Source organism: Shewanella amazonensis SB2B, from assembly GCF_000015245.1.
GTDB lineage: Bacteria > Pseudomonadota > Gammaproteobacteria > Enterobacterales > Shewanellaceae > Shewanella > Shewanella amazonensis.
This window is the reverse complement of the sequence record NC_008700.1, coordinates 1,615,442-1,641,401: the sequence shown is the minus strand read 5'-3', so window position 1 is coordinate 1,641,401 and position 25,960 is coordinate 1,615,442. Positions and strand designations below refer to the sequence as shown.

Genomic DNA, 25,960 nt, shown 5'->3' with positions numbered 1-25,960 from the left:
TTAATTTCAAGGATGGAACGTGAAACTACTCAAATTAACCTTATTAATTATCTACTTTCTTTCTTGCACTGTGAATGCCGAAGAACGTTATGCGTTTTTAGAAAACGAAATCACATTGTTTATGAAAAACAATGATATACCAGCTGTCACTGTAGGGGTAATAGAGAACGGTGATATACAGTTTGAAAAAGCTTACGGGACATACAGCAGAGAGAATATAAAGCCAGTTACAACTGATAGCTTATTTCAGATAGGTTCTCAAACGAAGGTGATTACCAGTTTAATTACACTCGCCGCAGTGGAAGACGGAATACTAAAACTGGATGATAATCTGGATACTTTACTTCCTGATTTGTTCTCTTCTATAGACAAAAATACACTACAGAAAATAACCATTGATACCTTGCTAAGTCATCGCTCAGGTCTTCCAAACTACCCAAAAAATGTCACACGTATAGATGGTGATCCTATGGAGGGAGGATACAGCGAAGCTCAACTGCTGATCGCGCTTAAATCAACCATTTTAGATTTTGAACCCGGTAGCAAGTTTTCGTATTCGAATTTTAATTATGCACTTATTGGGTACATTCTTAGCAAGAAAACAGGGAAAACATATGAAACCCTTATTAATGAATATTTGCGTAAACGACTTGGTATCACCGAAGTCTACAGTCAGTTACAAGCTGATAGATCTTCCGTTGTTGTTACGCCCTACAGGAAAGATAACCGGTTAATAAAAACGAAGCCTTGGGAAATGGGCCTGCTTACGCCGCACGGTGGTTTGTATGCATCTAATCACGCTCTTTTGAAATTAATGGAGCAGCAAATTTCAGCGTACCAAGTTTTCTTTAAAAACAGACAGGCTTCTCCTTTAGTTTCAACACAAACAAGTTATGCAACGGGACTTTATCCAGGGTTAAGCTATGGCTTTGGCATGTTCGAGGCAACGGCTGAGTTAGGTTTATATCCTGAAACCGTGCTGTGGCACGGTGGAGATCTTGATGGCTTTGGCAGTGAGTATATTTTTTCACCAAGCTCAAAAGTTGGCATTGTGCTTTTGACATCTAGTGGAGGCAGAGAATTTGTGCTCCTTGGAAGGAAATTGATGAATAGCCTTCTGACTGAGAAAGCTAACAAGTCAATGCAGCCGACCGCTAACGCGTCGGCTGATTGAAGCGTTAGCTAAAAAAGGAGGCTATATGCCAAGAAAGAAGCAACTCAAAGTAAATGGAAGTGCAATCACGGGATTCAGTGTGCAAGTTAAAACAGTTAAAAGCACATATGATGGATCTCCGATTGATATTGTGGATCTACAAATTTCTACGGGTAACGATGTCTATAGCTACGATATACGTCAAGACGAGAGAGCGCCTGATGTGAATGCAACTAGACACTACATTGAGGACTCTTTAAATAAAGCTAAAGAAGATTTCTTGAACGTTGAAATTTCCGAGTACACAGAAAAAAGTTACCTATTTTTTAATGTTCAGAAAATAGGGCAAGTCCAATACACCGGTTACAGGCTTTAGCTTGTTTCGTAGGGAGTGGCGGCATGCAAAAAGAACAATGCTATATGTGTGAAAAATCAGCCACATCTGCTGAGCATGTTCCACCAAAGTGCTTATTCCCGGAATTTAAAGACGCCAAGAAAAACTTAAGGGTTAACTTAATTACTGTTCCTTCATGCGATGAGCACAATGGAAAAAAATCACATGACGATGAATTCTTGATGGTTAGCATCGCCGGAATAATTGGCAATAACTCAATCGGCTATCAGCATTACAGCGGGAAGATCCAAAGAGCATTAAGAAGAACATCATACAAGTTATTGGAAAAAGTGTTTCTCCGAAAAGAGCTTGTGAGAATAGGGGATGAAAACAAATTCATCGAAATTCTTTGGGGTACTCCCGACTATGAAAGATTAATTAACTGTTTCAGCCACATCGCATATGGAATTTACCATCACCATTTCAAACAGAAATTCTACGGTGTGCTGAAGCCCTATCTAGGGTTTCTTCATACAAATGAGCAAAACCCAAAGGCATTCAAGGCTTTTATAAAAGAAAAGGTACGAGTTGAGCTGGCCGACGAACCGAAATATGGAGACAATCTCGAAGTTTTTTATTACCAATTTACTAAACCTGATAATTTTGGCATTTTTTTGGTCAAGCTTTGCTTTTACCAAAATGTCGATGTATTTGTTTCTTATATGCCATCAGGGGCTCAAAAGCCGACTCATCTTGGCTTCGAACTTATGAATCGAGGGATAAAGACTATTATCACTCTAGGTGACAAAGAGTACGAGTTCAATTGAAGCTAACAAGGCGCAGCACTCGCGGCCTGCGGCCGCTGGGATGCCAACCGCTACGCGGTCGTCCCCCGTGTGCTTTGCGTTAGCACTAAAAGGATTTACGCATGAGCCGAACAATTATCTTCGCTCTACTGATTTTTTCCGCATTAGAAGTAAAAGCCGAATGTAACTCATTACTGATAAACGGAATAACTAATGATTTGAAACTGACGTATGAGCAATTTGATCAAACGCCCGGTAAGGGTTGGCGGGTGTTAGAGAATAAGAAATGCTACAGCGAAGCTGCCATTCTGATAGACAAATATATTCTTGAAAACAATGCTAACCAAACATCGCTTAAATCGCATTTATTGCAAATGTACGCTTTTTCTGGTGAAAGTAGTAAAGCTCTTGAAATTGTTTCAGCTGTGCTGTTACCCGACGAGCAGCAACGTAATTCGCCTTTTCTCTGGAACGATTATGTTTTGGCTACAGCTGGTTTTTTGGAAAAGGATCTTTCCAAACTAAAGTTTCATAGAGATAACGTTGCTAAGTACGGTAAGGGCTTTAAACCCAATGAAATGAACTTGGCAACTCTGGACAGGTTAATTGAAAACTTTGACCAGACATATCAAATTGCATACATCGGTGGCTAAGTGCTAACAATCGTCATCAAAACGCGCCCTTTGGGCGCTCGACTCGCAACACGTTGCTCGCGTTTGTGGCGGGCGTTATATTTCACGGAGGAATGGTGCGTAGACTGCCTGCACTAATTTTAATTCTTATAATACCTTTTCAGGGTAGTGCTAGTTCCGATGTTAAAGAAATTCCTTTATCTGAACTAACAGGTTTTGGTGTGCATGTTGCTCAGATGGGGATTAAAGAAAACCGAGCACATTCGTTCAATTTGCTTTTTAGTGTTCCTAAAGTTGATAGCAATAATTGTAGTGTTTCTGATATTGAGCTAACTATTGAAAAAGATGGCCAGTTCATCGCTCACAATTTTCTTTCCAACATGTCAGAGTCAACAAAGGACTACTCAAGTCATATTATCGCGGCGAAAGCTGAAGGATTAATTTTTACCATTGGCGCTAGATACAGTTGTGAAAATCAAATTATGAACTCAATTTTTTATAGTTTTGGTGATTTGTTAGAAATTGAAAAGCACTACACTGCCAATGGGTTATTAAGTGAAATATAACAAGTTGCTAAATTTCGTTCCAGCCACAAACAGCGTGGCCTCCACGGGACAGCCTACACTGCGTTTCGGCTGCCCATTAGCAAAGCGTTACATATAGGGATGTAGCTTAGATTTATGATTAAAACTATAAATATTTCTAAAGAAGATTACTTAAAATACTCTAACTACGCGGTAAAGAGGCTATGGAAATCAAAGAATAAAAGCACCGGGTTTTTGAGAAATATGATTTTATGGTTCTTTTTAGCTATTGGTTTCATGTTTATTTTTCAGGTCAAAGCAACCACTTTTGAGAGCTTTCATTGGCAGTCTGCAGCAATAGCTATCGCCCCATTTTTAATTTTTATAGTCGCTTACTATTTGAATGTGCGTAAATTCAAGATGCTCTGTATTCCAAACGAAAATGGGCTAATGATTGGCGAAAAAACAATTGAGGTAAATGCTGAAGGTATTACGGAAACAAATCCTCTTGGTAACTGCTTTTATAGATGGAAAGCTATTGAAGCGATAGAAGAATATGAAGGCAGCATATACATATTCGTAGATAACCTACTCGCACTAATTCTGCCACCTGAATCATTTACTTCAGAAGAAGAAAAAGATCAATTCAAAGGGTTAATTAAAAAATATGTATAACAAGTTAAACCATCGGAAAACCACTCGCTACGCTCGCGTTTTCCGCTGTTTAAAGCGTTAGGGGCATACGGATGCGCTCGTTGAAGATACATTTAAGTATCCTTGTTTTTTTACTTAGCTTAGTTAGTTGTAAAACTAATCCAGTTAATGACTTAGAAGGCTCACTGAAACAATGCGAGCTAGTGGGCGAATTTGCGTACCTACATGCACTGAAAAAGCGACCGGAAAAACCAAAAAAAGACGACCCAGTCTCGGCTAAACAAGATATCTTGGTCGTAGCGACCAAAACAGATGACCGATACGAATCTTTGGGTCAAGATACTAAACTAGAAGTACTAAAAATCATCGATGAAACAGATGTGTCCATGAACTTCTTAACCAGGGCAGTCATATATCGAGTTTACTTTGAAACAGCATGTGAGGCTGAAGCTAAAGGCAAGCCGATAAGGCCATTCAACGAAATATACCAAAGTGATTTTTTCTCGTGCTGGGATGATGGAAATGTATCTGAAAGTCTCACAAAGTGTATGCGTGAATATGTTTCAAGCCCCTAACAAGCGCCATCAAAAACGCGCCCTTTGGGCGCTCGACTCGCAACACGTTGCTCGCGTTTGTGGCGGGCGTTAGGCATTTAAAAGGACGTTAAGTGAACTGGGCACGAATTGCTAAATACACATTCTTCTACTTTATCTGTTCCGTAGCTTCAGGCGTGCCATTGGGCTATGTAATGGGGCGCTATGATTCAACTGGTGAAATGATTCCGAGCTCAATTTACTGGAGCTTTATTTTCCTTTCTATGGTTGTTGAGGCAACGATCATTTATTTTCTAGTGAAGAACCAGAAAAAATTAGCTTTTATACATGCACTTATAGTTGTTTTGTTCAGCTCTTTAATTGCGTCATGTATTCTGTATTTGTTGACTGGCGAGGTTCTTTTGGACGGCTGGCAAATTGATTATGTATGTATGTTTATTGCGCTTTTGTTTGGTGTTGCCTTAGGCAAGCATGCAACAAAAAGTTCAGGTGTTGTAAATGCCTAACAAGCGCCATCAAAAACGCGCCCGTTGGGCGCTCGACTCGCAACAAGTTGCTCGCCTTTGCTGCGGGCGTTAGGCTTTGAATGGAATCAGATTATGAATCAGGATGCACCAAAAATTTTTGTTTACTCTTTACTCCTGCCACTGCTCTGGATTTCAGCAAGTTTCTTAATTCTGTACTTTTCATTAAATGTAGATTTAGGTGTTGTTGGTGTTGTGCTGGTAATTTATATGTCCTTGATCGCAATATGCTGGCTCTTTTCAAAGAGGTTCAACCGTGATTTCAACCCTAATGAAAAAATTCGTTTAACGATATATTTTCTATTTTGGGCGACTCTAATTCGAATAATATCGATTTATTCAGTCAGTGAAACAGTGTCATCAGATGCTCTGCTATTAGCATTTCTCGCCTTGTTTGTAGTCGATTGTTTAATCATCATTCCAACGGTGTACAGCGTAAGTAAAAGAATTAATGGCTTTTTTCTGCGTAATAACCTACCCAAAAATGCCTAACAAACGCCTTAAACATCGCGGCCTTTGGCCGCTGGACTCGCAACAAGTTGCTCGCCTTTTAGGCGGGCGTTAACGAGCATTATGAAATATTTCTTAAACCCAAAATCACTTTTCTTGCTGATTGTCCTTAGTATGACCATGTGGGGGTATCTGATTTTACTAAGCTATGTTGGAGATCCTCGAGTAGCAGATTCAGGTTTAGATGGTTCAGAAATGCATTTACTGGAACTTCTGCTCCTTTCAATATCGTTGTTTACTTTGCTTTATTTATGGGGTTGTTCATTAATTCATTGCTTTAAATACAAAAGTAAAGTTATCGCAGTAGTTATCGGGTTTATATGGCCGCTAACGTACTTGTACAGTCTGTACATCTTGGTTACAGCTTGGTGTAGTCGCAGTACTCGTTAACAAGCCGCTCAAGTTCGCCAGCTTCGCCTGCGGGACAAATTTTCTCGGGCTAGAAAAGGCCGCGATTGAGCCCCTCCCCCGCCGCACCTGTCAATCCATAACTGAAGTTAGTTGGTAAGTTCAGATGATAAGACATGCCGCTCTACACGATGCCAGCGCCGTTGCCGACATCTACAACCATTACATCGAAAGCACCGCCATCACCTTTGAAGAAACACCCCTTCAGGCAGCAGAGATAGCAGCTCGAATTCAGCATGTGCAAGCAGCTGGCCTGCCCTGGCTGGTTGCCTTGGAGGGCAACGCCCTTACCGGCTATGCCTATGCGACCAAATGGAAAGAGCGAAGTGCTTACCGGTTCACAGTTGAAACCACGGTTTATGTTGCTCCCAACGGACATGGGAAAGGTGTCGGTACGGCTTTGTATCAGGCACTTATCGAGCGGCTGAAAATCCTGAAAGTAAACAGCGTGATTGGCGGCATTACCCTGCCAAATCCGGCCAGCATTGCCCTACACGAAAAAATGGGCATGAAAAAAGTCGCACATTTTCAAAATATTGGCTACAAGTTTGGCCAATGGCAAGACGTTGGTTACTGGCAGCTTAACTTGCAGACAGTGCCAGGTCTGGACTCATCGCCCTGACTGCGCCACGCCGTACTTTCAATGCTGGCTTTTTAAGCCTTTTAAGTGACGCATCCCCTGCGTTATCTCCCCGGGTATGGTTACAGGCCCCGTTCAATTTCTGACTGCTGCCCAGTGCGTTTCAGCCTCTGTGTTTCAGCCTCTGTGCTTCAGCCTCAGCGTTTCAGCCTCTGTGTTTCAGCGTCCAAGTATCACCCTTCCTGTATCCCCCGTTTATGTCGTGCATCTGTCAGCGGATTGGTACTCATTTAGGGAAAGGTTTCGGGGAACGGTCAAAGCCACTGCCATCAGGCATCAGGCATCAGGCATCACCCAGATCCCGCATCCAACCTGATTTAGCCCCGGGAAACGCCATTTTTTAGCCCATGTCGAATTCGTACAATGCCGCCCAAGGACATAGGGCTATGTTGGTGACATTACCAACGAAGGAGAAAACAACATGGCATTACGCGCAAATTACTTTGGACTGGCCGCAAAGGGCATGCAGATACTCATGACTCAGGAAAGCTATTTGCTGCACCAATTCAGCAGCTCAGACCGGCTGTCGCTGCCACTGTGGGAACTGGTCAAGCTCAGGGTATCGCAAATCAATCAGTGTGCTTTTTGTGTGGATATGCACAGCAAGGCAACGCTGCAACAGGGAGAAAGCCAGGAGCGGGTGATAGGCTTAAGCGCCTGGCGCGACATGCCTTTTTACAGCGATACCGAAATGAAGGCCCTTGACTGGGCAGAACATCTGACGCAGGGGCTGCCGGTGAATGATGAGAAGTACGCTCAGGTAGCAGAGGCCTTTGGCGAACAAGGCCTGGTGGATTTAACCATTGCCATTAACGCCATCAACAGCTGGAACCGTATCGCCAAGACCTTTAAACCCGAGGTGGGCAGTTTCAAACCCGCGGCCCATGATTAATCAGCCGTGGTTGTGAAAATGCCACAACACCCAGTACATGGGCTTGAGGTCCCTTCCACCGATACTGCGAAAGGGCTTCAGTAATGGGCGAAGCCACTGCCAGGGCGCTAGCTTACGTTTTGCGGCCTGCCAGGTTGGCTCCCCCCCTGCCTCGCGGTACGCCTGCATCGCCCGGGTAATGGGCTCGTGCAAAGGCCCCAGATACCGATAAAGACTGTGCAGATACACCAGTAAATCGCGCAGCTGCTGGGATGCCATGTCTTTTTGGCGCTGATTGGCTTCAAAGTCGATAAATTTTACCGCACCGCCCTGCCAGCCTATGTCTCTTAGCGCAGGGCGACCATGGGCGAGTTCCAGGGAATGCAGCTCGGCCAGCGCTGCCGCACTGTCACGCAAAATATCCTCAAAGGGGACACTGCCGTCCTGATGTGACAAATGCCACCAATCACTGACCGTTTTACCGGCATCCTCAATCACAAAATACCCCTCACCGGCCAGCACCACATTGGGCACAGGCGCATGTTTTTCATTAAGGGTTTGCAGCGCGCGGATTTCGGTTTGCAGTGCCTGTTCAGGGCTGTGTTTGAGCAATTTCATAGCGCCTTCCAGGCGCTCGGGCTGTTTCAGCCAATAGCGGCGTCCTTCAAAGTCGAAGGGAACCACTCTGTGCCCCTGATGTGTTGCCAACACCTCCTCAACCAAGGCCCTGAAGGCAGAAGACGTTGCAGGCGTACTGATCTCGTGTTCCATTCGTATCCCATCTCACAGTTTGCGGCGGCATTATCCCCGCGCCCCTGTGTAATTTCAATGAAACCTGAGTATGTTATAGCCGTCGGTTCAGCATTCAGACAGCAAAGCGACAAAGTTGTAACTGGCCGCAATCAACTGCTCACAAACCGGCAATATCGGCCCGGGTAAATCTGTCATCGAGAAATGGCTCGCGGGTACGGGACGCAGCCACAATCAGCATAAAAAAAGCCTCCCGATGGGAGGCTTTTTAAGGCGTTAAAGCTCACTCGGCAGTTTGCTCCTGCCAGGGCGTGGCACGGTTTTCCAACAGTACCGGGATCCCCTCGGTGATGGGATAGGCCAGTCGGTCGAACTTACAGATCAGCTGCTCTGCCGCCTTGTCGTATTCCAGCTTGCCCTTGCACACGGGGCAAGCAACGATTTCCAGGAGTTTTTTATCAAAGGCCATGGGTGTTTCCTTGCTTGGCTGTGGCCGCCCGGTTCAGGGCATCGAGCAGCCTGGTTGAAAATGTTGGCGGTAGATTCGCATCAACCGCGAGATACCACCAGTGTTGTTTGGCAAATTCGCGACATTTAACCGCATCTTTTTCGGTCATCAGCAGTGGGCGACCATCGTCGATGGTGGCGATATCCGTTTCACTGAAGGCCATGTGGTCGGCAAATTCGTGGGCCTTTTCAAGCACAAAGCCCTGAGCCATCAGGGTCGAGAAAAAACGCTGTGGGTTGCCAATGCCCGCCATGGCGTTCACGGTATCCCCGGGGCGCGGCGTCGCATTATCCTGCGCATTGTGGCTGTTGTCCTTGGCTTGAGACTTGCCGTGAATAGCGGCTACCGCGACAAGGCCAGTTGGTTCCAGGGTCATGGCATATTCGTCTGCTTCTGCGCTCGCGCCATTGCAGAGCACAAAATTCACCGAATTTTTACGCCATGCACCTTCTCGCAGCGGCCCCGCAGGCAACAGCCAGCCATTGCCAAAGCGGCGTTCGCCATCAATCACCAATATTTCGACATCCCGCTCGAGGGCGTAATGCTGCAGGCCGTCGTCGCACAGAATCACGTTTACATCGTGGCATTGCAGCAGCTTATGGGCAGCCTTGATACGGTTTCGTCCCACGACCATAGGGATGCCGGTGCGCATGGCTATCATGGCAGGCTCATCCCCCACTTGGGCGGGTGACATGCCTGCGACTACGTCCAACTCACCGTCAAAGGAGGCGCCATAGCCACGGCTTATGACGCCGGGGCGCCAGCCTTCCCGGCGCAGCAGCTCAATAAGATAGAGCACTGTGGGGGTTTTGCCGCTGCCACCGGCGGTGATATTACCCACCACCACCACGGGCACAGGTAAGCGCTCGCTGCGCTTAAGCCCCAACCTGAAGGCCGCACGGCGCAGACTACTGACCAGCCAAAACAGCAGCGACAGGGGCAACAGCAGCCAGGCTGCCGGGTGCCCCTGATACCAGATTTTGTGCACAAAACTTTGCATAATCAGCCGGTAAACTGCATTTGATAGAGTTTGGCGTACATACCATCCTGCGCCAACAGTGACTTGTGGTTGCCGCGCTCCACAATACGTCCCTGCTCTATCACCAAAATCTCATCGGCACTTTCGATGGTGGACAGGCGGTGAGCAATCACGATGGAAGTGCGGTTTTGTCGCAGGTTCTCAAGTCCTTCCTGAATGGCCTTCTCAGACTCTGTGTCCAGTGCCGAGGTGGCCTCATCGAGGATGAGTACGGGAGCATTACGCAGCATGGCGCGGGCAATGGCGATACGCTGGCGCTGACCACCGGAAAGCAGCACGCCGTTTTCGCCTACCTGGGTATCGAGGCCGCTGGGCAGCTTACTGATAAATTCCATGGCGTGGGCCAGTGTGGCCGCTTGCTCTATTTGCTCGCGGGTCACCGCCCATGGGCAGGCATAGGCGATATTGTTGGCAATGGTGTCGTTAAACAGGGTGACCTGCTGACTGACCAGCGCCACCTGGCTGCGCAGGTTTTTAAGGCGATAGTCCTCAACATTGACGCCATCGAGCTCGATAGCCCCCTGTTCGAGTCCGCCATAAAAGCGATTGATAAGGCTGGCAATGGTTGATTTGCCCGAGCCGGAACGCCCCACCAGCGCCAGGGTTTTACCCGGCGGCACATCAAAGCTGATACCGTCGAGGGCTCTGCCCTCCTGGCCTTCGTAGCGAAATGCCACCTGCTCAAAACGGACATGCCCCTTGACTCTCTCGGTTTCAAATGTGCCCTTGTCATGTTCGGCGGGTGTATCGAGCAGCTCAAATACCGTGGTACAGGCGGCGATACCGCGCTGGAATTCGGCGTTAACGCGGGTCAGGTTCTTGATGGGCTGCAAGGTTGCCATCATGGCGGCAAGCACAGTGGCGAAGGTACCTGCGGTCAGCTCACTCTTCAGGGCATCAAAACTGGCGGCATAGAGCACAAAGGCCAGCGCAAAAGAGCCGATAATCATGATAGTGGGCTGGCTGATGGCCTGAGCCACGGCAAGCTTCATATTCTGGTGGCGATTGTGGTCGTTAACCTGGGCAAAACGCTTGGCCTCGGTCTCCTGACCGCCAAAAGCGAGCACGTTTTTATGGCCCTTGATCATCTGCTCGGTCACCGCAGTGACGCCGCCCATGGCACTTTGAATTTGGCGGGAAATCTTACGGAAACGGCGGCTGACCGTAGCTATCACCAATCCTATGATTGGGCCCACAATCAGGATGCAGAGCGACAGCTTCCAGGAGTTGTAAAACATGAGCCCCAGCATGCCGATGACGGTCACGCCATCACGGACGATGGAAATCAGCGCGCTGCCGGACGCCCTGGCGATTTGTTCGGTATCGAAGGTGACGCGGGAAATAAGGTTACCTGAATTTTCCTTGTCGATGTAACTCACCGGCAGGGTCAGATAATGCTCAAACACCTGCTGGCGCATGTCCATGATGAGCTTGGCACTCATGTAGGAGATACCATAGGTGGAGACAAAGTTGGCCAGGCCCCTCAGGGTAAACAGCCCCACGACAACAAAGGGTGCCCAAAAGAGTACGCTGTTGCCGGAATCAAATCCGGATGTAGTACCCATATTGACACTTCCCGACATACCAACACCGGAAAAGCCTTTATCAATAAAGGGTTGGATAAAAGCAATAAAGGTTGCGTCTACTGCACCATAGACCAAAAGTGCAATAACCGAGACGATAAAGATGGACTTCATGGGTTTGAGGTACCCCATGAGGCGTTTGAACACAGTCCAAACTTCCTGATTATGAGCTGTAGTCATTGATTCATCTGAGAGTATGACAAAGTCCGCATTCTACTCTGTAATCGGCCTGCCACCAACTCCAAAGACCCGGTTATACCAAAAAGGGGCCAGCGAACCCCGATAGGTTTTCACTGTGATTTCATCATCAAGGTACAGGCTTATCTGGCCGGTATCCGCCGCAGTAAACGTTTGACTGCCCTGGGCCAGGTATCGCTGCACCACGGCGTCTTTAGGAAAACCGTATCTGTTGTTGGCGCCGGCAGCAAAGAGGGTGATGGCCGGTGCTACGCCCGCGACAAAGGCCGGAGTCGATGACGTCAGGCTGCCATGGTGGGGTGCCACTAAGACATTGGCGTTCAACGCCTCGCCACTGCCAAGGAGCCGCGTCTCCCCTTCGGCTTCAATGTCGCCGGGCAACAGCAGCCGCGAATGACCATCGCCCACTGTCACCACACAGGAAGCATTATTGTCTACTCTTCCAGCCGGTGAGTCTGCGGGCGACAGGACCTCTACCCACAGATTGCCAAGGGCGAATGCCTGAGGGCGGCAAGGCGCATGTTCCATCGCCAGTGTATCCCTTGCAGCCCGGGTATCGCTGATGAGTAAGTGGACTGGCATTGCTCTGGCCAGCGCGGCGGCGCCACCGGCATGGTCTTTATCCTCATGGCTGATGACCAACACATCGATGTGATTACGTCCCTTGGCCCGCAAAAATGGCACCAGGGTTCGCTCACCATGGGAGAAGGTGTCACCAAAGGCCAATCCGGTGTCGTACACCAGTGTTTGATCCCGGCTGAAAACCACGACGGCCAGCCCCTGCCCTACATCCAGTAAATGCATCTGCCATTGGGGCCCGCCTTTCACACTCAGAGTTATCAGTAGCGGCAACAGTAAGGAGGCGCTCACCCACTTAACACCCCGCGCCAAAGGCAAAAACAATAAAACAGCGCCTGCAATGGCAAAACACAGGGGCGCAATCAACTGTGCCGGCACGCTTATCCAGGCGCCGGGTAAGTGGTCACTGAACGTAAGAAGCCCATCCAGCGGTATCAATGCCATGAGGGCGGGAGTAAACGCCCAGTCGGCCAATATCCCAAAAGGCAGCAAGAGAACAAAAAACACAAGCCCTGCCAACGCCAGGGGAATGGCCACCAGCGAAAACCAGGGCACCATCAGCAGATTAATCCACAGGCTATGGACACTGACACCGCCAAAGAGCACCAGCTGCAATACTCCCAGTCCGATACTGAGTGCCAACTGCAGCGTCACCAGCGACATCAGGTAGTGCTTTAATCGACCGGGGACACCCTCAAGGTGGGCGGGCGGCCGGTCCAATAGCAGTAACATAATCACGATGGCGCCAAAAGACAGCCAAAATCCGGCAGACAGTGGCGACAAAGGATCGAGAAACAACACAGCGGCAAGGGCGTACAACAAACGCTCCCAGGGCGAGGCGAAACGGCGACTGAGGGTCAGCAGCACCACCAATGCCAGCATGATAAAGGCCCGGCGGGTAGGAATGCCCATGCCCGCCAGCAGACCATAGAGCAGACACCCCACAGTGGCGACTATCATGGCAATCACCAAATTACGCCTGTCCTGGCGCGGCGCAAACGAGGTCAACAGCGCGCGGCACAGCAGCAACAGCCAGGCTCCGAGCACCGACATATGCAACCCGGAGATGGCCATCAGGTGCCCGGTGCCGGTTTGCCTGAGCCGCTGCCAGGTCTGCGCATCTATGCCCTGCTGTTCCCCCGTCAGCAGTGGGTACAGCAGCGCCTGCCGGGGTTTCTCCGATATGGCATGGCCAATGTGCTCCAGTAATAGCCCGCGAAGCCCTGACGCCTCGGATACTTTTCTTGCTTCCAGCACTCTTGCCTTGATACCCACATGGCGTGATAGCAGGTAACGCTGACCGTTGAAGGCGCCTTCGTTGAGGGGCGAGGTGATGGAACGGGGTGCAAGACGAAATTCCCACTGCTCCCCGGGACGAATTTGGTCAGTTGTTCGCCAGTTGAGCCTGATATTGCCCTCAACAGGCCAGATTAATTTTGGTTTAACAAGACGTATATCTATACTCTGCCAGTCGCCGCTGTCAGACACAGGTGCTATTATCTCGCCACGCACCCAGGAATCACCGGCTTGTTGCAGGTGGCTGTAATCGAACAGCATATGGGTGTACACAGCAACCCACGCCACGGCAGTCAGGGCTCCACTGAGCACAGGCAACTTGCGGTAACACCCCAATGCCACAAGCAAAAGCAGGCAGGCCGGCCAGGGCGGCAGCACTGGCCAGAGCAGCGATGAGATGACAAGGGCACAAAAGCCCAGCAGAAATGGGTTCTTCACAGCAGTAAGTTAAGACAGCATTATCCGCCTATGCCAAAAAAGCTCATCAAAAGGTTTATGCCGCACCCGGATGCACTGAAAGATCACAAGCATCTAAAGATGTTTGGCACCCTGTTGCATAAACCCAATCTATGGCACCTGAATCGCCGGTCGGCACCAGGTGCGTTTGCCGTTGGGCTGTTTATGGCCTGGATGCCCATGCCATTTCAAATGGTGGCCGCCGCGGCACTGGCGATTTTCTTCAATGTGAATTTGCCTGTTTCTGTGGCGCTGGTGTGGATAACCAACCCGGTAACCATGCCGTTTCTGTTTTATATCGCCTATCAGGTGGGAGCCAGACTGCTTGGCCACACACCCCAGCCCTTTGCCTTTGAGGCCAGCTGGCAATGGCTGGAGTCATCTCTTGCCACCATAGGCCCGCCCTTTATGCTTGGTTGCCTGGTGCTTGGGGTTATCAGCGCCATTGTGGGCTTCTTTGTGATAAGCAACCTGTGGAAGTATTCGGTGCTCTTTAAGTGGAAAAATCGCGCCACACGCTAGCGCGTTGTGATGCTCTTTTTGGCCGCAGGTGCTAAGCCACAGACGATGAACCGTTAATACCCCGGCAATCGGGCTTACCGACATTCAGCATGGAATGCTCAGGCGAAAATTGCAGTTTCAACATCCAGCCACCCCAGTTTCCGAACATAAAAAACGCGCTCTGAAGGCGCGTTTTTTTATGTTCGATTCTGATTGCATCAGCGACCTGCCAGAGCCGGCGCAGGTTCAGTGAGGCTCGCCTTGTAGGCAGGATACAGGGTCGCCAACAGACTCATCAGCAGTGCCATGGCAGCAACCACAGCAACATCCTGTCCATGAAGCTCAGAGGGCAGAAAATCGATAAAGTAAACGTCGGATGACAGCAGCTGTACACCAAGGGCACTTTCGGCCGCCTTGGCGAGCCCGGACAAATTGAGCGCCACCAGTACACCGGCACTGACGCCAAGCAGGGTGCCAAGGAGTCCACTGATGGCGCCATGCACCATAAAGACCAGTACTATGGCGCTGCGCCTGAGCCCCATGGTCATCAGGATGGCAATTTCCGAGGTTTTGTCTCTCACCGCCATCACCAGAGTAGAGACGATATTGAAGCAGGCCACGGCAATCACCAATGCCAGCACCAGATACATCAGGGTACGCACCAATTGAATATCCTGATACAGGTGCCCCTGGGTGCGGGTCCAGTCACTCATGTACAGGTATTGACTCTGGGTAAAGCCCAGCTCACGGATAAGCTTGGGAGCCTTGAACACATCGTCCACGGCGATGCGCACGCCGCTGACATCCTCACCCATTTCCAGCACCCGCGCCAAATGGGCCATGGAGGCATAGGCAGTGACCAGTTCAAGCTCGCCGCCCAAATGATAACTGCCACGCACCACAAATTTGTGGCTGCGGGTGGCACCAAGCTTACCATTTTGGCGACCACTCAAATCCGGCACAAAAAGCACCAGTGCATCGCCTTCGTTCAGGCCAAGCTTTTCCATCAGAGATCGCCCCAATACGATGGCATTTTCATCCTGACCAAGGGCCTGCCAGGCATCGGTGGGCATATAGCTCTCGATACCCGAAACCTGCCCTTCAAGGGATGTGTCTATGCCCACCAGACTCAGCCCCTGAAAACCGCCCTGACGCTGCGCCAATCCCTGCAATCTGATAAAAGGCGCTGCGCCACGAATGCCCGGGATTTTTGATGCATCAGCAACCATCGCCTGCCAACTGTGTACAGGTTCATTCACGCCAACCAGCTCGGCGTGGGGCACCACGTCCAAAAAACGCTCTCTGAGCTCACGCTCAAAGCCGTTCATGGCAGACAGAACAATAATCAAGACTGCCACCCCGAGAGCGATGCCTGCGGTCGAGGCAAAGGAGATGAAGCTGATAAAACTGTTGGACTGGCGGGCACGGTAAAACCTGAAACCCAGCCACAGCGACAATGCAGCACCTGCCCTGGAACTCATTGGCGGGCTCCGGTGGTTAATTTGCCGCTTTTCATCGATAACTGCCTGTCCATGCGCGCGGCCAGCGCATTGTCGTGGGTCACCACCACGAAGGCGGTGCCAAGCTGGGCTGCCAGCTCGCGAATAAGGGCATATACGGCTTCACCGCTGGCGGCATCCAGGTTACCCGTGGGTTCATCAGCCAGCACCAGCCTGGGCTGATTGATTAGCGCCCTGGCAATGGCTACACGCTGACGCTCACCACCGGAAAGCTCTGAGGGCGCGTGGGACAGCCTGTGACTCAGACCAACCCGCTCCAGCAGGGCTTCTGCGCGGCCAAAGGCGGTTTTTTTATCCACTCCGGCGATACGAGCCGGCATGGCCACATTCTCCAGTGCGCTGAATTCGGGCAACAAATGATGAAACTGATAGATAAAGCCGAGGCTGGCGTTTCGGATTTGCGCCTGGCGTGCCGCACTCAAGCTGTACAGATCTTCACCTTCCAGCAGCACCTTGCCACTGGTGGGTTTATCCAGAGAGCCCATGATGTGCAGCAGCGTACTTTTACCCGAGCCAGAGCCGCCCACAATGGCCAATTGCTCGCCGCGGTATACCGAAAGATCCACCCCGCACAGCACCTGGGTTTCCAGTTTGCCTTCCCGATAGGTTTTGCTGACGTTTTCGACCTTAAGCAGTATGTCTTGCATCTGTATTCTCTCTCACCGGCGCCACGCGCCTGAATGCCTTGGGCATAAATTATTCGTACCTGAATTATTCGTATCTGAGCGCCGAAGCGGGTTCCACCCGGGACGCCCTGAGTGCCGGGTACAGAGTCGCCAGCAAAGTTATGGCCACAGTGCCAATCACTATCAGCCAGAGCTGCTCGGCAGCGATTATCACCGGCAGAGGCTGCCCTGCGCCCAGCACAGCAATCCCCAGAGCGCTGAGCAGCGGATTCAGGTTCAGCGTCAGTACTAAACCGGCAATCAGCCCAAGCACCAGTCCCAGTAAGGCATTCAGGGAACCCTGGGTCACAAAAATCCCCATCACGGCACTGCGGGTCAGTCCCTGGGTCATCAGTACGGCCACATCGGTGGTTTTATCCACCACCATCATCACCAGCGCCGATACTATGTTAAACGCTGCCACCGCCACTATCAGGCTGAGCATCAGCGACGTCATATTCTTTTCCATTTTGACTGCACCAAACAGGTGGCCGTAGCCGTCGCGCCAGTCATGAACATTGAGCGTATCGCCCTCAGCTGCCAATATCTGCGGCACAGCCTTGCCTGTGGCTTCGGCCTCAAAGGGATCGTCCAGATACAATCTGAGGCCATCCACCTTGTCCGGTGCTTTTCGCATCAGACGGCGGGCATCGTCATAATGAATAAAAGCAAGTTGGGCATCCACCTGAGACCCCATCTGAAAGAGCCCCGATACGATAAACTTACGCTGGCTGGGTACGGGCCCCAAAGGTGAAAACACCACGCCTTCGCCGCTGAGCACCCGGATGGTGTCCCCCACGGCCACATCCAGCTCTGACGCGAGCTGTACCCCAAGGATTATCCGGTATTCGCCGCTGATAAGGCTGTCGAAGGCGGGAGAGTAGACAGTGGTAGTTCGGCTCGCCAGGGCTGACTCCACCTCAGGCAGAATACCGGAAAGCTGCACGGCACCGATGTTGCTGCTCGATTGCAACATGGCCTGGGTCCCTGTGGATGGGCTTACGCCCACAATGCCCGGCAACGTTGCTTGCAGCTGGTCGGCCGTTTGACGCCAGTCGGCGAAGCCATCGTTTTTTTCAACAACCACCTGGGGCACGGCGCCAAGAATGCGCGTTTTGAGTTGCCCTTCCAGGCCATTCATCACTGAGCTGACCACAATCAGGGCGGCAACTCCGAGGAAAATACCACTCACGGCAAACAGGGTAATAAAGGAGGCAAAGGCATTGGCTTTGCGGGCCCGCCAGTAGCGATATCCGATAAGAAAGGCAGAGGAAGAAAACATGTGCGCTGCTGATGCCTTGGCTATGCTTGCGTATTTATTTGAGTGGGCACGATAATAGGGGTATCTCACCTATAAATAAAGAGGCATGTCCTTGTTAGCCGATCCCAACGCCTATTTCAGCGTGACGCACGATTTCAATGCCTATTTACAACCGTTTGACGGCCCCATGCCAAGTGATGCCGAGCTACTTGGTATGCGCAGCGTGGGCCTGCAACTGCTCAGTGACGTCAAAACCCTCGAAGCCGGGTGCTTATTGCATTTAAGGCAACTCGATAACGAAGCCAAAGCCGTGGTGGACTTTTTAAAATTACAGTCCCGTAAGGTGGACATGGTGCTGCACTACGTGCTGGAAAACGAGCAGCGCGATGGCAAACGCTACCGGGGCGTGAGTTTTGGTGGCAGCAATATCGTGATTGAATCCCAGGGGACTTTGCGCCCCGGGGAGCTCTACAAAACCACTGTGTACATTCGTGATGAGCTGATTGCCCTGGTCTGTATCGCCCGGGTTACCTCGGTCAGCCACGAAGAGGGGCGTGAGCTTACCGAACTCGTTTATGAAGGCATACTCGAAGCCGACGTAGAACATCTGGTTAAAGCCAGCCTGAGCGTACAACAAAAGCAGTTAAAAGCGCGCAAACAGCAAGCACCAAGTCCCTTGGAAAGGTGACAAGCCTTAGTGCTTGCCTCTACAATGAGCGCCTGATTTTTCGTAAAAAAACCGGCAATCCAATCCGAATGAGTTCATTTACGGTAGACCGTCTTCCCAAGACTCCGGCCAAAGGCCGGGTGTCTGCTGTCAGGCTGCCTGGCGGCGTTGCCCGCGCCCTGACATTGGCCGAAATGACCTGCAGTTACGCGGGTACCACCCTGATAGTGACCAGTGATACCCCCACAGCCCTGGTGCTGGAGGCAGAGCTTGGTTATTTGCTCAAGCCCCGTGGTATCGATATTTGCCTGTTTCCCGACCGGGAAACCCTGCCCTATGACAGTTTTTCACCCCACCAGGATCTGATTTCCCAGCGTCTCGAAACCCTGTCCAATCTGGAGCGTGGCAAAGGGCGTTTGGTTATCGTGCCCCTCACAACTCTGATGGTGCGTTTGCCACCCAAGGCATTCCTGGCCGCCAATGTGCTTATTCTAAAAAAAGGCGACCGCTATCAGCTGCAGCAGATGCGCCAGCATCTGGTGGACACGGGCTACCACCTGGTTGAGCAGGTTTATGAGCACGGTGAATTTGCCATCCGTGGATCGATTCTGGATATTTTCCCCAGCGGTGCGAGCGAGCCACTGCGCATAGAACTCTTTGACGATGAAGTGGAGTCGATTCGCCATTTCGACCCTGAGACTCAGCGCTCCAGCGGCGAAGTCGACAGTATTCGGATGTTGCCGGCAAGGGAGTTCCCTACCGACAGCCAGGCCATCGAAGGCTTTCGTCAGCGCTACCGCCGCACCTTTGAGACAGTCAACAACGCGGCGGAATCTGTGTACCAATTGGTCAGCCGCAATCTGATGCCCGCCGGTATTGAAAACTACCTGCCGCTGTTTTTTGATGACACTGCCACCCTGTTCGATTATCTGCCCGAAGAGCTGCAAATCATCACAACGGGTGCGCTGCATCAGGCAGCAGAACATCACCTTGGCGAAATCCACAGTCGCTACGAAGACCGACAGGTTGACCCACTGCGCCCCTTGCTGCCGCCCAAGACGCTGTACCAGACAACAGAAGAGCTGTTTGCCCGCTTTAAGCTGTATCCCAGGATTGATTTGTCCGGCGACGAAGGTGATAAAACCCTTGAAGCAGCTCCCCTACCCGATATACGAGCCAACCATAAACTCAAGCAACCGCTTGAATCCCTGGCCAACTGGGCTCAGGGAGGTCAGCGCATCGCCTTTGTGGCCGAATCGGAAGGTCGCCGGGAAGCACTGCTGGAACTCCTTGGCAAGGCAGGCTTAAAACCCAAACTCTTTGGCCATCTGGATGAGTTTCTGGCCTCAGACAGCCCTCACGGTCTGGTAGTGGCGCCACTCGCTATGGGCTGTCAGCTGAAAATGGGCAAATCCCAGCTCGCCGTGGTGTGTGAAACCGAGCTTTTTGGTGAGCGGGTTTCTCAGGAGCGACGCCGGGACAAACAGCGCCAACTGAGTCAGGATGTGCTCATCAAAAACCTGGCCGAACTCAAGGTGGGTCAGCCGGTGGTACACCTTGAGCACGGTGTGGGTCTGTATCAGGGATTGGAAACCCTCGACACGGGTGGCCTGGTGGCCGAGTACCTCAAGCTCGAATACGCCGGTGGAGACAAGCTCTATGTGCCTGTATCGGCGCTGCATCTTATCAGCCGTTTTGCGGTGGGTAACGATGAGTCGGCGCCGCTCAATCGCCTCGGTAACGAAAGCTGGAGCAAGGCCAAGCGCAAGGCCATTGAAAAAATCCGTGATGTGGCGGCAGAGCTTTTGGACGTTTACGCCCGCCGCGAAGCGCGCCCCGGCGATCCCTGTACCTTGGATGAAGCCGAATACGCGCAGTTTGCCCAGGGTTTCCCCTTTGAGGAAACCGTGGACCAGGAAACCGCCATCAAGGCGGTTATCGACGATATGTGCCAGCCCAAAGCCATGGACCGACTGGTGTGTGGTGATGTGGGCTTTGGTAAAACCGAAGTTGCCATGCGCGCAGCCTTCCTTGCTGTGTCCAGCGGCAAGCAGGTTGTTGTACTGGTACCCACCACGCTGCTGGCACAGCAACATTTTGAAAACTTTAAAGACCGCTTCGCCGATTGGCCAGTACGCATTGAAGTGATGTCACGCTTCAGGACCGCCAAAGAGCAACAGGCGGTGCTGTCGGCCATGGGTGAGGGCAAGGTCGATATTGTGATTGGTACGCACAAGCTTTTGAATACCGAGCTTAATTTCGAGTCTCTTGGGCTGCTTATCATCGACGAAGAGCACAGATTTGGGGTACGTCAGAAAGAGCGTATCAAGGCCATGCGGGCCAATGTGGATATTCTGACCCTGACCGCCACCCCCATTCCCCGCACCCTGAACATGGCCATGTCGGGTATGCGGGATCTGTCCATAATCGCCACCCCGCCGGCCAAGCGTCTGGCGGTGAAAACCTTTGTGCGTGAATACGACAAGGCCACGGTGCGCGAGGCGATTCTGCGGGAAATTCTCCGCGGTGGTCAGGTGTACTATCTGCACAATCAGGTTGAAACCATCGAGAAGGCCGCACAGGACATTCGAGAACTGCTGCCGGAAGCGCGGGTTGTGACCGCCCACGGACAAATGCGCGAGCGCGAGTTGGAGCGGGTCATGTCGGACTTTTACCATCAGCGCTTTAACGTGTTGGTGTGTACCACCATCATAGAAACGGGTATCGACGTTCCCAGTGCCAACACCATTTTGATAGACAGGGCCGATCATTTCGGTTTGGCACAACTGCACCAGCTGAGGGGCCGCGTTGGGCGCTCCCATCACCAGGCATATGCCTACTTGATGACTCCCCATCCCAAGCTGATGACGGTGGACGCCCGCAAACGGCTCGAGGCCATCGATGCCCTGGAAGATTTGGGGGCGGGCTTTATGCTCGCGACTCAGGATCTGGAAATCCGCGGCGCCGGTGAACTGCTTGGCGATGAGCAAAGCGGCCATATTTCCAAGATTGGCTTCAGCCTTTACATGGAAATGCTGGAAGGCGCCGTAAAGGCACTCAAGCAGGGCAAAGAGCCGTCACTCCGGCAAATGCTGGGCGCTCAGTGTGAAATCGACTTACGTATACCGGCGCTGCTGCCCGACGATTACGTAAACGATGTGAATATGCGACTGTCACTCTATAAACGGATAGCTGGCTGTGACACTGAAAAGGCCGTGGATGAAATGAAGGTCGAACTTATCGACCGCTTCGGCCTCCTGCCCGATGCCACCCGTAACCTGTTAACCATGACAGTACAGAAGCACAGGGCCACCCGACTGGGCGCCACTAAAATCGAGATGCACGGCCGTGGCGGCAGTATTGAATTTGGTGAAGAGCACAGGGTCGATCCCGGTTTTATCATCGGCTTGCTTTCGTCACAGCCCCAGGTCTATCGTATGGACGGCCCCAATAAACTCAGGTTCACCATGCCTTGCGAAACCGCCAAGGAAAGGTTGGAACTCCTGGAACTGCTGCTGGAGCAGCTCGAACAACACAGCGTTGGAGAAGGAAAATAATGATCCGCAAACTTGCGATGAGTGCAGCTTTTTGTTTGCTGCCCCTGAGTCAGGCCATGGCAGAGTCCTGGTTTGAGGTCGAAGTGTTCCTGTTTGAGCGCAACCAGCCCAGTGCCGAAGAATGGCCGGAGCAAACCCGCTTGCCGGCCTTCGCCAAGGGACGGGATCTTATCAGCCCGGTTGTGATACCGCAGGATACCTCATTGGTGCCCTGCTCCGAGGAGGAGCGCCTCGTCGACAGCCTGCGTTGCGATGCGATGGATATTCAGATAGCGAGTTTTGCCCCCAGCTACCCAAACCCCATGCCAGTTAAGGTCGTCGCACCATCCCAGGTGGTGGCAGAGCCCGGGGCCGGTGCTCTTTTGATGGATAGCACCAAACTGCAATTCAATGACGCCGTGCAACAGCTTTCCCGGGAATCCGGCATCACCCCACTGCTGCACATGAGTTGGCAGCAGGCAATGCAACCCAGACACGCCTCAACTCCGGTTCGCTTATTCGGCGGAGAAAACTTTGCGGACCGATTCACCGCCATGGGCACCCTGCGGCCCCCCCTGGACCCGGTAATGGAAGGCGGAGCAAGCACCAATGCCTTTGGTCTGGCTATTACGTCTGACAGCGCGCAGTCAGCTGCGCCGGATACGGGCTCAAATGGCGCCGATCCTCAGGTACTGATTGCATCTGACGATACTGGGGTATCCGGCCTTCAGCAGCCCGAGAATGGTCTGGATGGCACCAGTATGCTCAGGAACCGCCCTCCGGCGCCGGTATGGCAACTCGACGGCCTGCTTAACATTTATCTGAGCCACTACCTCTACATTGAAACTGATTTGGTGTTAAGAACGCCGGGAACCCGCAAAGTGGCGGTTGAAGATGAGGCGCTGCAGAGCCAGAGTTATGGCCAGAGTGACAATCAGGCCGCTGGCGCTTCTACAGCCAAAACTGACCAGCAAATTGCATTCGAAGAGCAGCCTTTCCTGTTTGCCATTCCACTGACGCAAAACCGTCGGGTACGCAGTGGACAGGTGCATTACTTCGATCACCCCAAACTCGGCATGGTGATCCAGATCCGCAAGATGACGCAGCCCACTGGCGCTGTGGATGTGGAAGAGCCAAGCACCGAGCCCGAGGGTGATGATACCCCCGAGGCAGACGTGATAAATCAGCAGCAGAATCAGGACTGAGTGATTGAAAAGTCGAGGTAGATTTCATCTGCCTCGTCTTCATTGACTTCCACCGCATTGACGCTGGCGGCGGGTGAACCCTCCCAGCACCAATCAATGAGTTTCTCCACCAAGGGCGCACTTCCCTGGGCCAGAATTTGCACTGAGCCATCATCCATATTGGTCACATACCCCGTAACCCCCAGCTCCCTCGCCCGCTCCAGGGCAAACCGCCTGAAACACACGCCCTGCACCTTGCCCTTGACCCGAATCAGCACACGCCTCATGTGGACCTCCACCTAAGTGATTGTGTTATGAGCATACGACATCAACCGGAACAAGGAAAATCGAAGCGGGATTTTATGAGGGGCAAAAAAAACAGCTAACAAAACTGCTGTTAGCTGCATCGGGCGACATACGCAATCGGTAGGTCCGTTAAGACCAAAACTACTTTCATTGATACGTTTTGTTACAAACCGTATCGGGAAAGGCCGTCACTCTACCGACTGACTGTGAATTTTCAATGCCGGGATTTAGCGCAAATACAAAAATGCTTTCATTTGTGATCAACGTCACAAATGAAAGCGCTTTTATCAAGACTGCGTACTGTATTTAAATGGCGCGATATGGTACGGAAGTTCTATTTAACTCCTGCGCTTGAGGCTTAGGTTCTATACCCCAGCAAGCGACCAATACACAGCCAGCGGCCTGAGCTGCCGCGAACACAAAATGAAGGGTGACCCAGAGGTCAAGACGCTGTCATAAAGGCTTTTATGGTTGCCAGGTGGCTGCCAAGCTCCGGGAATTTATGGGGCTGCTCATCATCCCAAACGATGGGATAAAAGGGTGAAAGCGTGGCTTGAGCCACCTTGCTGTCGAGCACCTCATCATGGCGAGAGAGAATACACAGGCAACGCCCGTGATTCTTCTTTCGAAACTCGGTAACACACTTGGCGGCGATATCGGCGTACTCCTCCGGCCTGTCTATGCGTCCCACCATGTTGTGCTCCGGCGTGAGATTGGGATTGATAAGCACCGCACGGATACCGTTCAAGAAACCAATACGTTCTGCCCAAAACGCCCCCAAGCCAACACCAAGGGCAATAACCTGCTGCTTATCTACCTCAGCCAGTTCACGGGCAACATCATTGAGCATCTGCTGCATATCGTATCTGGGATGCTCGGTGGAGTAGCTAATCAGGCGCACGTCAGCATCGATAAATCGCAACTGGCGCATTTTTTCGTGATTACCGGGACTGGTGGAGTCAAAACCGTGGAAATAGAGAATCATCAGAGAAGCCCGCTGTGCTGTGATAGCTAAACCCTAACAGGGCAAGGGGCACAAAAGCTTGCGCATCATCAAATAATGCGCAAACTTTGCGAACTTGGACGGACAGAACTAAGGCTGATAACCAATAGACAAGGCCAGCTCCCGGGCTTTTTCCCAACGTTCGTGGTTATCCAATGCCCTGATGGCTTTAATTGGATCAGGCCTCAGTGTGGCGGCATTGCGGCGCGCCCTGCCGTCAATCTCATTCAGTGACGCCTGAGCGGCCAATACCGACAAGGCCCCGTCACGGTTGTTGCAGACCAAAATCATGTCACAACCTGCCGCCAGCGCCGCACGGGCCCGGGCCGGATAATCGCCAGCAAAAGCGGCACCTTCCATCCCCAGATCATCGGAAAATATCACGCCGTCAAATCCAAGCTCACCTCTGAGCTTTTCCTGTAACCAGAAAGATGAAAATCCGGCGGGATTGGGACACAGTTTGTCATACACCACATGGGCAGGCATCACACCGTCGAGACGCTGAGCATCAATAAGCTGCTTAAACGGCTGCATATCAAAGTTCAGGATTTCACCTGCCTCGCGGCTATCCACAGGCATGGCCACATGGGAGTCGGCTTTAACGCTGCCATGACCGGGGAAATGCTTACCCACAGCCCTCATGCCAGCACTGTCCATGCCGCGGATAAAGGCATCAGCCAGCGCGGTAATCTCATCTGGATTGGCGCTGAATGCTCGCCTGCCAATCACGTCACTTACCCCATTGACATCCAGCACGGGGGCAAAGCTTAAATCAATATCACTGGCAAGTAGCTCCACAGCCATCAGAAAGCCCAGCTCAGTGGCCCAGCGTTTCGCCAACCCTAAATCCTGGCCTGCCGCTGGCAATATGTCGCCCATCGCAGGAATTTGGGTGAATCCCTCGCGAAACCGCTGAACCCTGCCACCTTCATGATCGACTGCAATAAGGAGGTCGGAGCGTACCCTTCTAACGGACGCTATCAGGGCATTTAACTGGGCGCGATTTTCAAAGTTACGGCTGAACAGAATAAGACCGCCAGTCATGGGGGAAGCCAATAAGGCTTCTTCTTCACGCTTAAGTTGGGTGCCTGCAATATCAAGCATCAAAAAGCCCATAGATTCTCCCTATAAAAATTCATCACATATCAGGCCAGTTGAGCAGAGCCAATACATGCTCAATAAAAATCCATACAGCGATAACGCTATCTTAACGGCAATTCCGGCTCAAACATCAGACGTTAGTCAGACTAATCCGAACAATATTGCATAAAAATAACTAATGAAACTATCTCAAAGGA

Annotated in this window: 26 protein-coding genes; 15 read left to right on the top strand and 11 right to left on the bottom strand. The window is 51.4% G+C overall.

The window, feature by feature from the left end:
* Window positions 1–19 precede the first annotated feature (19 nt).
* The 11 genes from SAMA_RS07050 to SAMA_RS07000 all read left to right on the top strand — a co-directional run bounded on the left by SAMA_RS07050 (window position 20) and on the right by SAMA_RS07000 (window position 7,631).
* Window positions 20–1,174 carry a serine hydrolase domain-containing protein gene (locus tag SAMA_RS07050; protein WP_011759466.1) on the top strand — a complete coding sequence of 385 codons (1,155 nt, stop codon included), beginning with the start codon at window positions 20–22 and terminating at the stop codon, window positions 1,172–1,174.
* Window positions 1,175–1,199: 25 nt separating this feature from the next.
* Window positions 1,200–1,529, top strand: coding sequence for a hypothetical protein (locus SAMA_RS07045; RefSeq protein ID WP_011759465.1), 330 nt, complete (start codon window positions 1,200–1,202; stop codon window positions 1,527–1,529).
* 23 nt (window positions 1,530–1,552) lie between these two features.
* Window positions 1,553–2,314 (top strand): protein-tyrosine phosphatase family protein, encoded by a 762-nt coding sequence (locus tag SAMA_RS07040; RefSeq protein WP_011759464.1) that lies wholly within the window; start codon window positions 1,553–1,555, stop codon window positions 2,312–2,314.
* 101 nt (window positions 2,315–2,415) lie between these two features.
* Window positions 2,416–2,946 (top strand): hypothetical protein, encoded by a 531-nt coding sequence (locus SAMA_RS07035; protein ID WP_011759463.1) that lies wholly within the window; start codon window positions 2,416–2,418, stop codon window positions 2,944–2,946.
* A gap of 92 nt (window positions 2,947–3,038) precedes the next feature.
* The gene (locus SAMA_RS07030; RefSeq protein WP_041409714.1) at window positions 3,039–3,491 is read left to right on the top strand and encodes a hypothetical protein; all 453 of its coding nucleotides are present in this window, start codon (window positions 3,039–3,041) and stop codon (window positions 3,489–3,491) included.
* Between the two features lie 114 nt (window positions 3,492–3,605).
* Entirely contained in the window at window positions 3,606–4,124 is a 519-nt protein-coding gene (locus tag SAMA_RS07025; RefSeq protein WP_041409713.1) for a YcxB family protein, read from the top strand.
* A 71-nt stretch (window positions 4,125–4,195) separates the two neighbouring features.
* Window positions 4,196–4,678: a hypothetical protein gene (locus SAMA_RS07020; protein ID WP_011759460.1), complete on the top strand. Its 483-nt coding sequence runs from the start codon at window positions 4,196–4,198 to the stop codon at window positions 4,676–4,678.
* Window positions 4,679–4,770: 92 nt separating this feature from the next.
* The gene (locus tag SAMA_RS07015; protein WP_011759459.1) at window positions 4,771–5,163 is read left to right on the top strand and encodes a hypothetical protein; all 393 of its coding nucleotides are present in this window, start codon (window positions 4,771–4,773) and stop codon (window positions 5,161–5,163) included.
* A gap of 93 nt (window positions 5,164–5,256) precedes the next feature.
* On the top strand, window positions 5,257–5,673 hold the full coding sequence (locus SAMA_RS07010; protein ID WP_011759458.1) for a hypothetical protein: 417 nt from the start codon (window positions 5,257–5,259) through the stop codon (window positions 5,671–5,673).
* Window positions 5,674–6,205: 532 nt separating this feature from the next.
* Complete coding sequence (locus tag SAMA_RS07005; RefSeq protein ID WP_011759457.1) at window positions 6,206–6,721, top strand: arsinothricin resistance N-acetyltransferase ArsN1 family B; 516 nt, start codon at window positions 6,206–6,208, stop codon at window positions 6,719–6,721.
* A gap of 439 nt (window positions 6,722–7,160) precedes the next feature.
* Entirely contained in the window at window positions 7,161–7,631 is a 471-nt protein-coding gene (locus tag SAMA_RS07000) for a carboxymuconolactone decarboxylase family protein (protein WP_011759456.1), read from the top strand.
* On the opposite strand, the gene SAMA_RS06995 is transcribed toward SAMA_RS07000, so the two are convergent.
* The 5 genes from SAMA_RS06995 to SAMA_RS06975 all read right to left on the bottom strand — a co-directional run bounded on the left by SAMA_RS06995 (window position 7,632) and on the right by SAMA_RS06975 (window position 14,001).
* Window positions 7,632–8,381 carry a phosphotransferase gene (locus SAMA_RS06995; RefSeq protein ID WP_011759455.1) on the bottom strand — a complete coding sequence of 250 codons (750 nt, stop codon included), beginning with the start codon at window positions 8,379–8,381 and terminating at the stop codon, window positions 7,632–7,634.
* A gap of 262 nt (window positions 8,382–8,643) precedes the next feature.
* Window positions 8,644–8,829: a Trm112 family protein gene (locus SAMA_RS06990; RefSeq protein WP_011759454.1), complete on the bottom strand. Its 186-nt coding sequence runs from the start codon at window positions 8,827–8,829 to the stop codon at window positions 8,644–8,646.
* Window positions 8,819–9,868 (bottom strand): tetraacyldisaccharide 4'-kinase, encoded by a 1,050-nt coding sequence (gene lpxK, locus SAMA_RS06985; protein WP_011759453.1) that lies wholly within the window; start codon window positions 9,866–9,868, stop codon window positions 8,819–8,821. The genes SAMA_RS06990 and lpxK overlap by 11 nt, the downstream gene beginning before the upstream one ends.
* Window positions 9,869–9,870: 2 nt before the next feature.
* A complete protein-coding gene (gene msbA / locus SAMA_RS06980) occupies window positions 9,871–11,670 on the bottom strand; it encodes a lipid A export permease/ATP-binding protein MsbA (RefSeq protein ID WP_011759452.1) in 1,800 nt (599 codons plus the stop codon).
* Between the two features lie 33 nt (window positions 11,671–11,703).
* On the bottom strand, window positions 11,704–14,001 hold the full coding sequence (locus SAMA_RS06975; protein WP_011759451.1) for a DNA internalization-related competence protein ComEC/Rec2: 2,298 nt from the start codon (window positions 13,999–14,001) through the stop codon (window positions 11,704–11,706).
* 30 nt (window positions 14,002–14,031) lie between these two features.
* Here SAMA_RS06975 and SAMA_RS06970 point away from each other — a divergent pair, with 30 nt between their 5' ends.
* On the top strand, window positions 14,032–14,541 hold the full coding sequence (locus tag SAMA_RS06970; protein WP_011759450.1) for a DUF2062 domain-containing protein: 510 nt from the start codon (window positions 14,032–14,034) through the stop codon (window positions 14,539–14,541).
* 197 nt (window positions 14,542–14,738) lie between these two features.
* Here SAMA_RS06970 and lolE read toward each other — a convergent pair whose 3' ends face one another.
* The 3 genes from lolE to SAMA_RS06955 form a co-directional block, all read right to left on the bottom strand.
* Window positions 14,739–16,001, bottom strand: coding sequence for a lipoprotein-releasing ABC transporter permease subunit LolE (gene lolE / locus SAMA_RS06965; RefSeq protein WP_011759449.1), 1,263 nt, complete (start codon window positions 15,999–16,001; stop codon window positions 14,739–14,741).
* Window positions 15,998–16,687, bottom strand: a complete 690-nt coding sequence (gene lolD / locus SAMA_RS06960; RefSeq protein ID WP_011759448.1) for a lipoprotein-releasing ABC transporter ATP-binding protein LolD — start codon at window positions 16,685–16,687, stop codon at window positions 15,998–16,000. Before lolD ends, lolE begins: the two co-directional genes overlap by 4 nt.
* A gap of 64 nt (window positions 16,688–16,751) precedes the next feature.
* Window positions 16,752–17,987 (bottom strand): lipoprotein-releasing ABC transporter permease subunit, encoded by a 1,236-nt coding sequence (locus SAMA_RS06955; RefSeq protein ID WP_011759447.1) that lies wholly within the window; start codon window positions 17,985–17,987, stop codon window positions 16,752–16,754.
* Window positions 17,988–18,078: 91 nt separating this feature from the next.
* On the opposite strand from SAMA_RS06955, the gene SAMA_RS06950 reads away from it, so the two are divergent.
* From SAMA_RS06950 to SAMA_RS19135, 3 genes are all read left to right on the top strand, one after another.
* Entirely contained in the window at window positions 18,079–18,654 is a 576-nt protein-coding gene (locus tag SAMA_RS06950) for a hypothetical protein (protein ID WP_157608312.1), read from the top strand.
* A gap of 68 nt (window positions 18,655–18,722) precedes the next feature.
* Window positions 18,723–22,190, top strand: coding sequence for a transcription-repair coupling factor (gene mfd / locus SAMA_RS06945; protein WP_011759445.1), 3,468 nt, complete (start codon window positions 18,723–18,725; stop codon window positions 22,188–22,190).
* Window positions 22,190–23,374 carry a peptidoglycan binding protein CsiV gene (locus SAMA_RS19135; RefSeq protein WP_011759444.1) on the top strand — a complete coding sequence of 395 codons (1,185 nt, stop codon included), beginning with the start codon at window positions 22,190–22,192 and terminating at the stop codon, window positions 23,372–23,374. Before mfd ends, SAMA_RS19135 begins: the two co-directional genes overlap by 1 nt.
* Here SAMA_RS19135 and SAMA_RS06935 read toward each other — a convergent pair.
* From SAMA_RS06935 to nagZ, 3 genes are all read right to left on the bottom strand, one after another.
* Entirely contained in the window at window positions 23,365–23,640 is a 276-nt protein-coding gene (locus SAMA_RS06935; protein ID WP_011759443.1) for an acylphosphatase, read from the bottom strand. The two genes, SAMA_RS19135 and SAMA_RS06935, sit on opposite strands and share 10 nt — an antisense overlap.
* A 461-nt stretch (window positions 23,641–24,101) precedes the next feature.
* Window positions 24,102–24,644, bottom strand: a complete 543-nt coding sequence (ycfP, locus tag SAMA_RS06930) for an alpha/beta hydrolase YcfP (RefSeq protein WP_011759442.1) — start codon at window positions 24,642–24,644, stop codon at window positions 24,102–24,104.
* A gap of 108 nt (window positions 24,645–24,752) precedes the next feature.
* Complete coding sequence (gene nagZ, locus SAMA_RS06925) at window positions 24,753–25,778, bottom strand: beta-N-acetylhexosaminidase (protein WP_011759441.1); 1,026 nt, start codon at window positions 25,776–25,778, stop codon at window positions 24,753–24,755.
* Window positions 25,779–25,960: the final 182 nt, after the last annotated feature.

Coding starts and splice junctions, on each gene's coding strand:
- SAMA_RS07045 (WP_011759465.1), top strand. CDS start 1,200: ATGCCAAGAAAGAAGCAACTCAAAGTAAATGGAAGTGCAATCACGGGA.
- SAMA_RS07040 (WP_011759464.1), top strand. CDS start 1,553: ATGCAAAAAGAACAATGCTATATGTGTGAAAAATCAGCCACATCTGCT.
- SAMA_RS07035 (WP_011759463.1), top strand. CDS start 2,416: ATGAGCCGAACAATTATCTTCGCTCTACTGATTTTTTCCGCATTAGAA.
- SAMA_RS07030 (WP_041409714.1), top strand. CDS start 3,039: ATGGTGCGTAGACTGCCTGCACTAATTTTAATTCTTATAATACCTTTT.
- SAMA_RS07025 (WP_041409713.1), top strand. CDS start 3,606: ATGATTAAAACTATAAATATTTCTAAAGAAGATTACTTAAAATACTCT.
- SAMA_RS07020 (WP_011759460.1), top strand. CDS start 4,196: ATGCGCTCGTTGAAGATACATTTAAGTATCCTTGTTTTTTTACTTAGC.
- SAMA_RS07010 (WP_011759458.1), top strand. CDS start 5,257: ATGAATCAGGATGCACCAAAAATTTTTGTTTACTCTTTACTCCTGCCA.
- SAMA_RS07005 (WP_011759457.1), top strand. CDS start 6,206: ATGATAAGACATGCCGCTCTACACGATGCCAGCGCCGTTGCCGACATC.
- SAMA_RS07000 (WP_011759456.1), top strand. CDS start 7,161: ATGGCATTACGCGCAAATTACTTTGGACTGGCCGCAAAGGGCATGCAG.
- SAMA_RS06995 (WP_011759455.1), bottom strand. CDS start 8,381: ATGGAACACGAGATCAGTACGCCTGCAACGTCTTCTGCCTTCAGGGCC.
- SAMA_RS06990 (WP_011759454.1), bottom strand. CDS start 8,829: ATGGCCTTTGATAAAAAACTCCTGGAAATCGTTGCTTGCCCCGTGTGC.
- lpxK (WP_011759453.1), bottom strand. CDS start 9,868: ATGCAAAGTTTTGTGCACAAAATCTGGTATCAGGGGCACCCGGCAGCC.
- msbA (WP_011759452.1), bottom strand. CDS start 11,670: ATGACTACAGCTCATAATCAGGAAGTTTGGACTGTGTTCAAACGCCTC.
- SAMA_RS06970 (WP_011759450.1), top strand. CDS start 14,032: ATGCCAAAAAAGCTCATCAAAAGGTTTATGCCGCACCCGGATGCACTG.
- lolE (WP_011759449.1), bottom strand. CDS start 16,001: ATGAGTTCCAGGGCAGGTGCTGCATTGTCGCTGTGGCTGGGTTTCAGG.
- lolD (WP_011759448.1), bottom strand. CDS start 16,687: ATGCAAGACATACTGCTTAAGGTCGAAAACGTCAGCAAAACCTATCGG.
- SAMA_RS06955 (WP_011759447.1), bottom strand. CDS start 17,987: ATGTTTTCTTCCTCTGCCTTTCTTATCGGATATCGCTACTGGCGGGCC.
- mfd (WP_011759445.1), top strand. CDS start 18,723: ATGAGTTCATTTACGGTAGACCGTCTTCCCAAGACTCCGGCCAAAGGC.
- SAMA_RS19135 (WP_011759444.1), top strand. CDS start 22,190: ATGATCCGCAAACTTGCGATGAGTGCAGCTTTTTGTTTGCTGCCCCTG.
- SAMA_RS06935 (WP_011759443.1), bottom strand. CDS start 23,640: ATGAGGCGTGTGCTGATTCGGGTCAAGGGCAAGGTGCAGGGCGTGTGT.
- ycfP (WP_011759442.1), bottom strand. CDS start 24,644: ATGATTCTCTATTTCCACGGTTTTGACTCCACCAGTCCCGGTAATCAC.
- nagZ (WP_011759441.1), bottom strand. CDS start 25,778: ATGGGCTTTTTGATGCTTGATATTGCAGGCACCCAACTTAAGCGTGAA.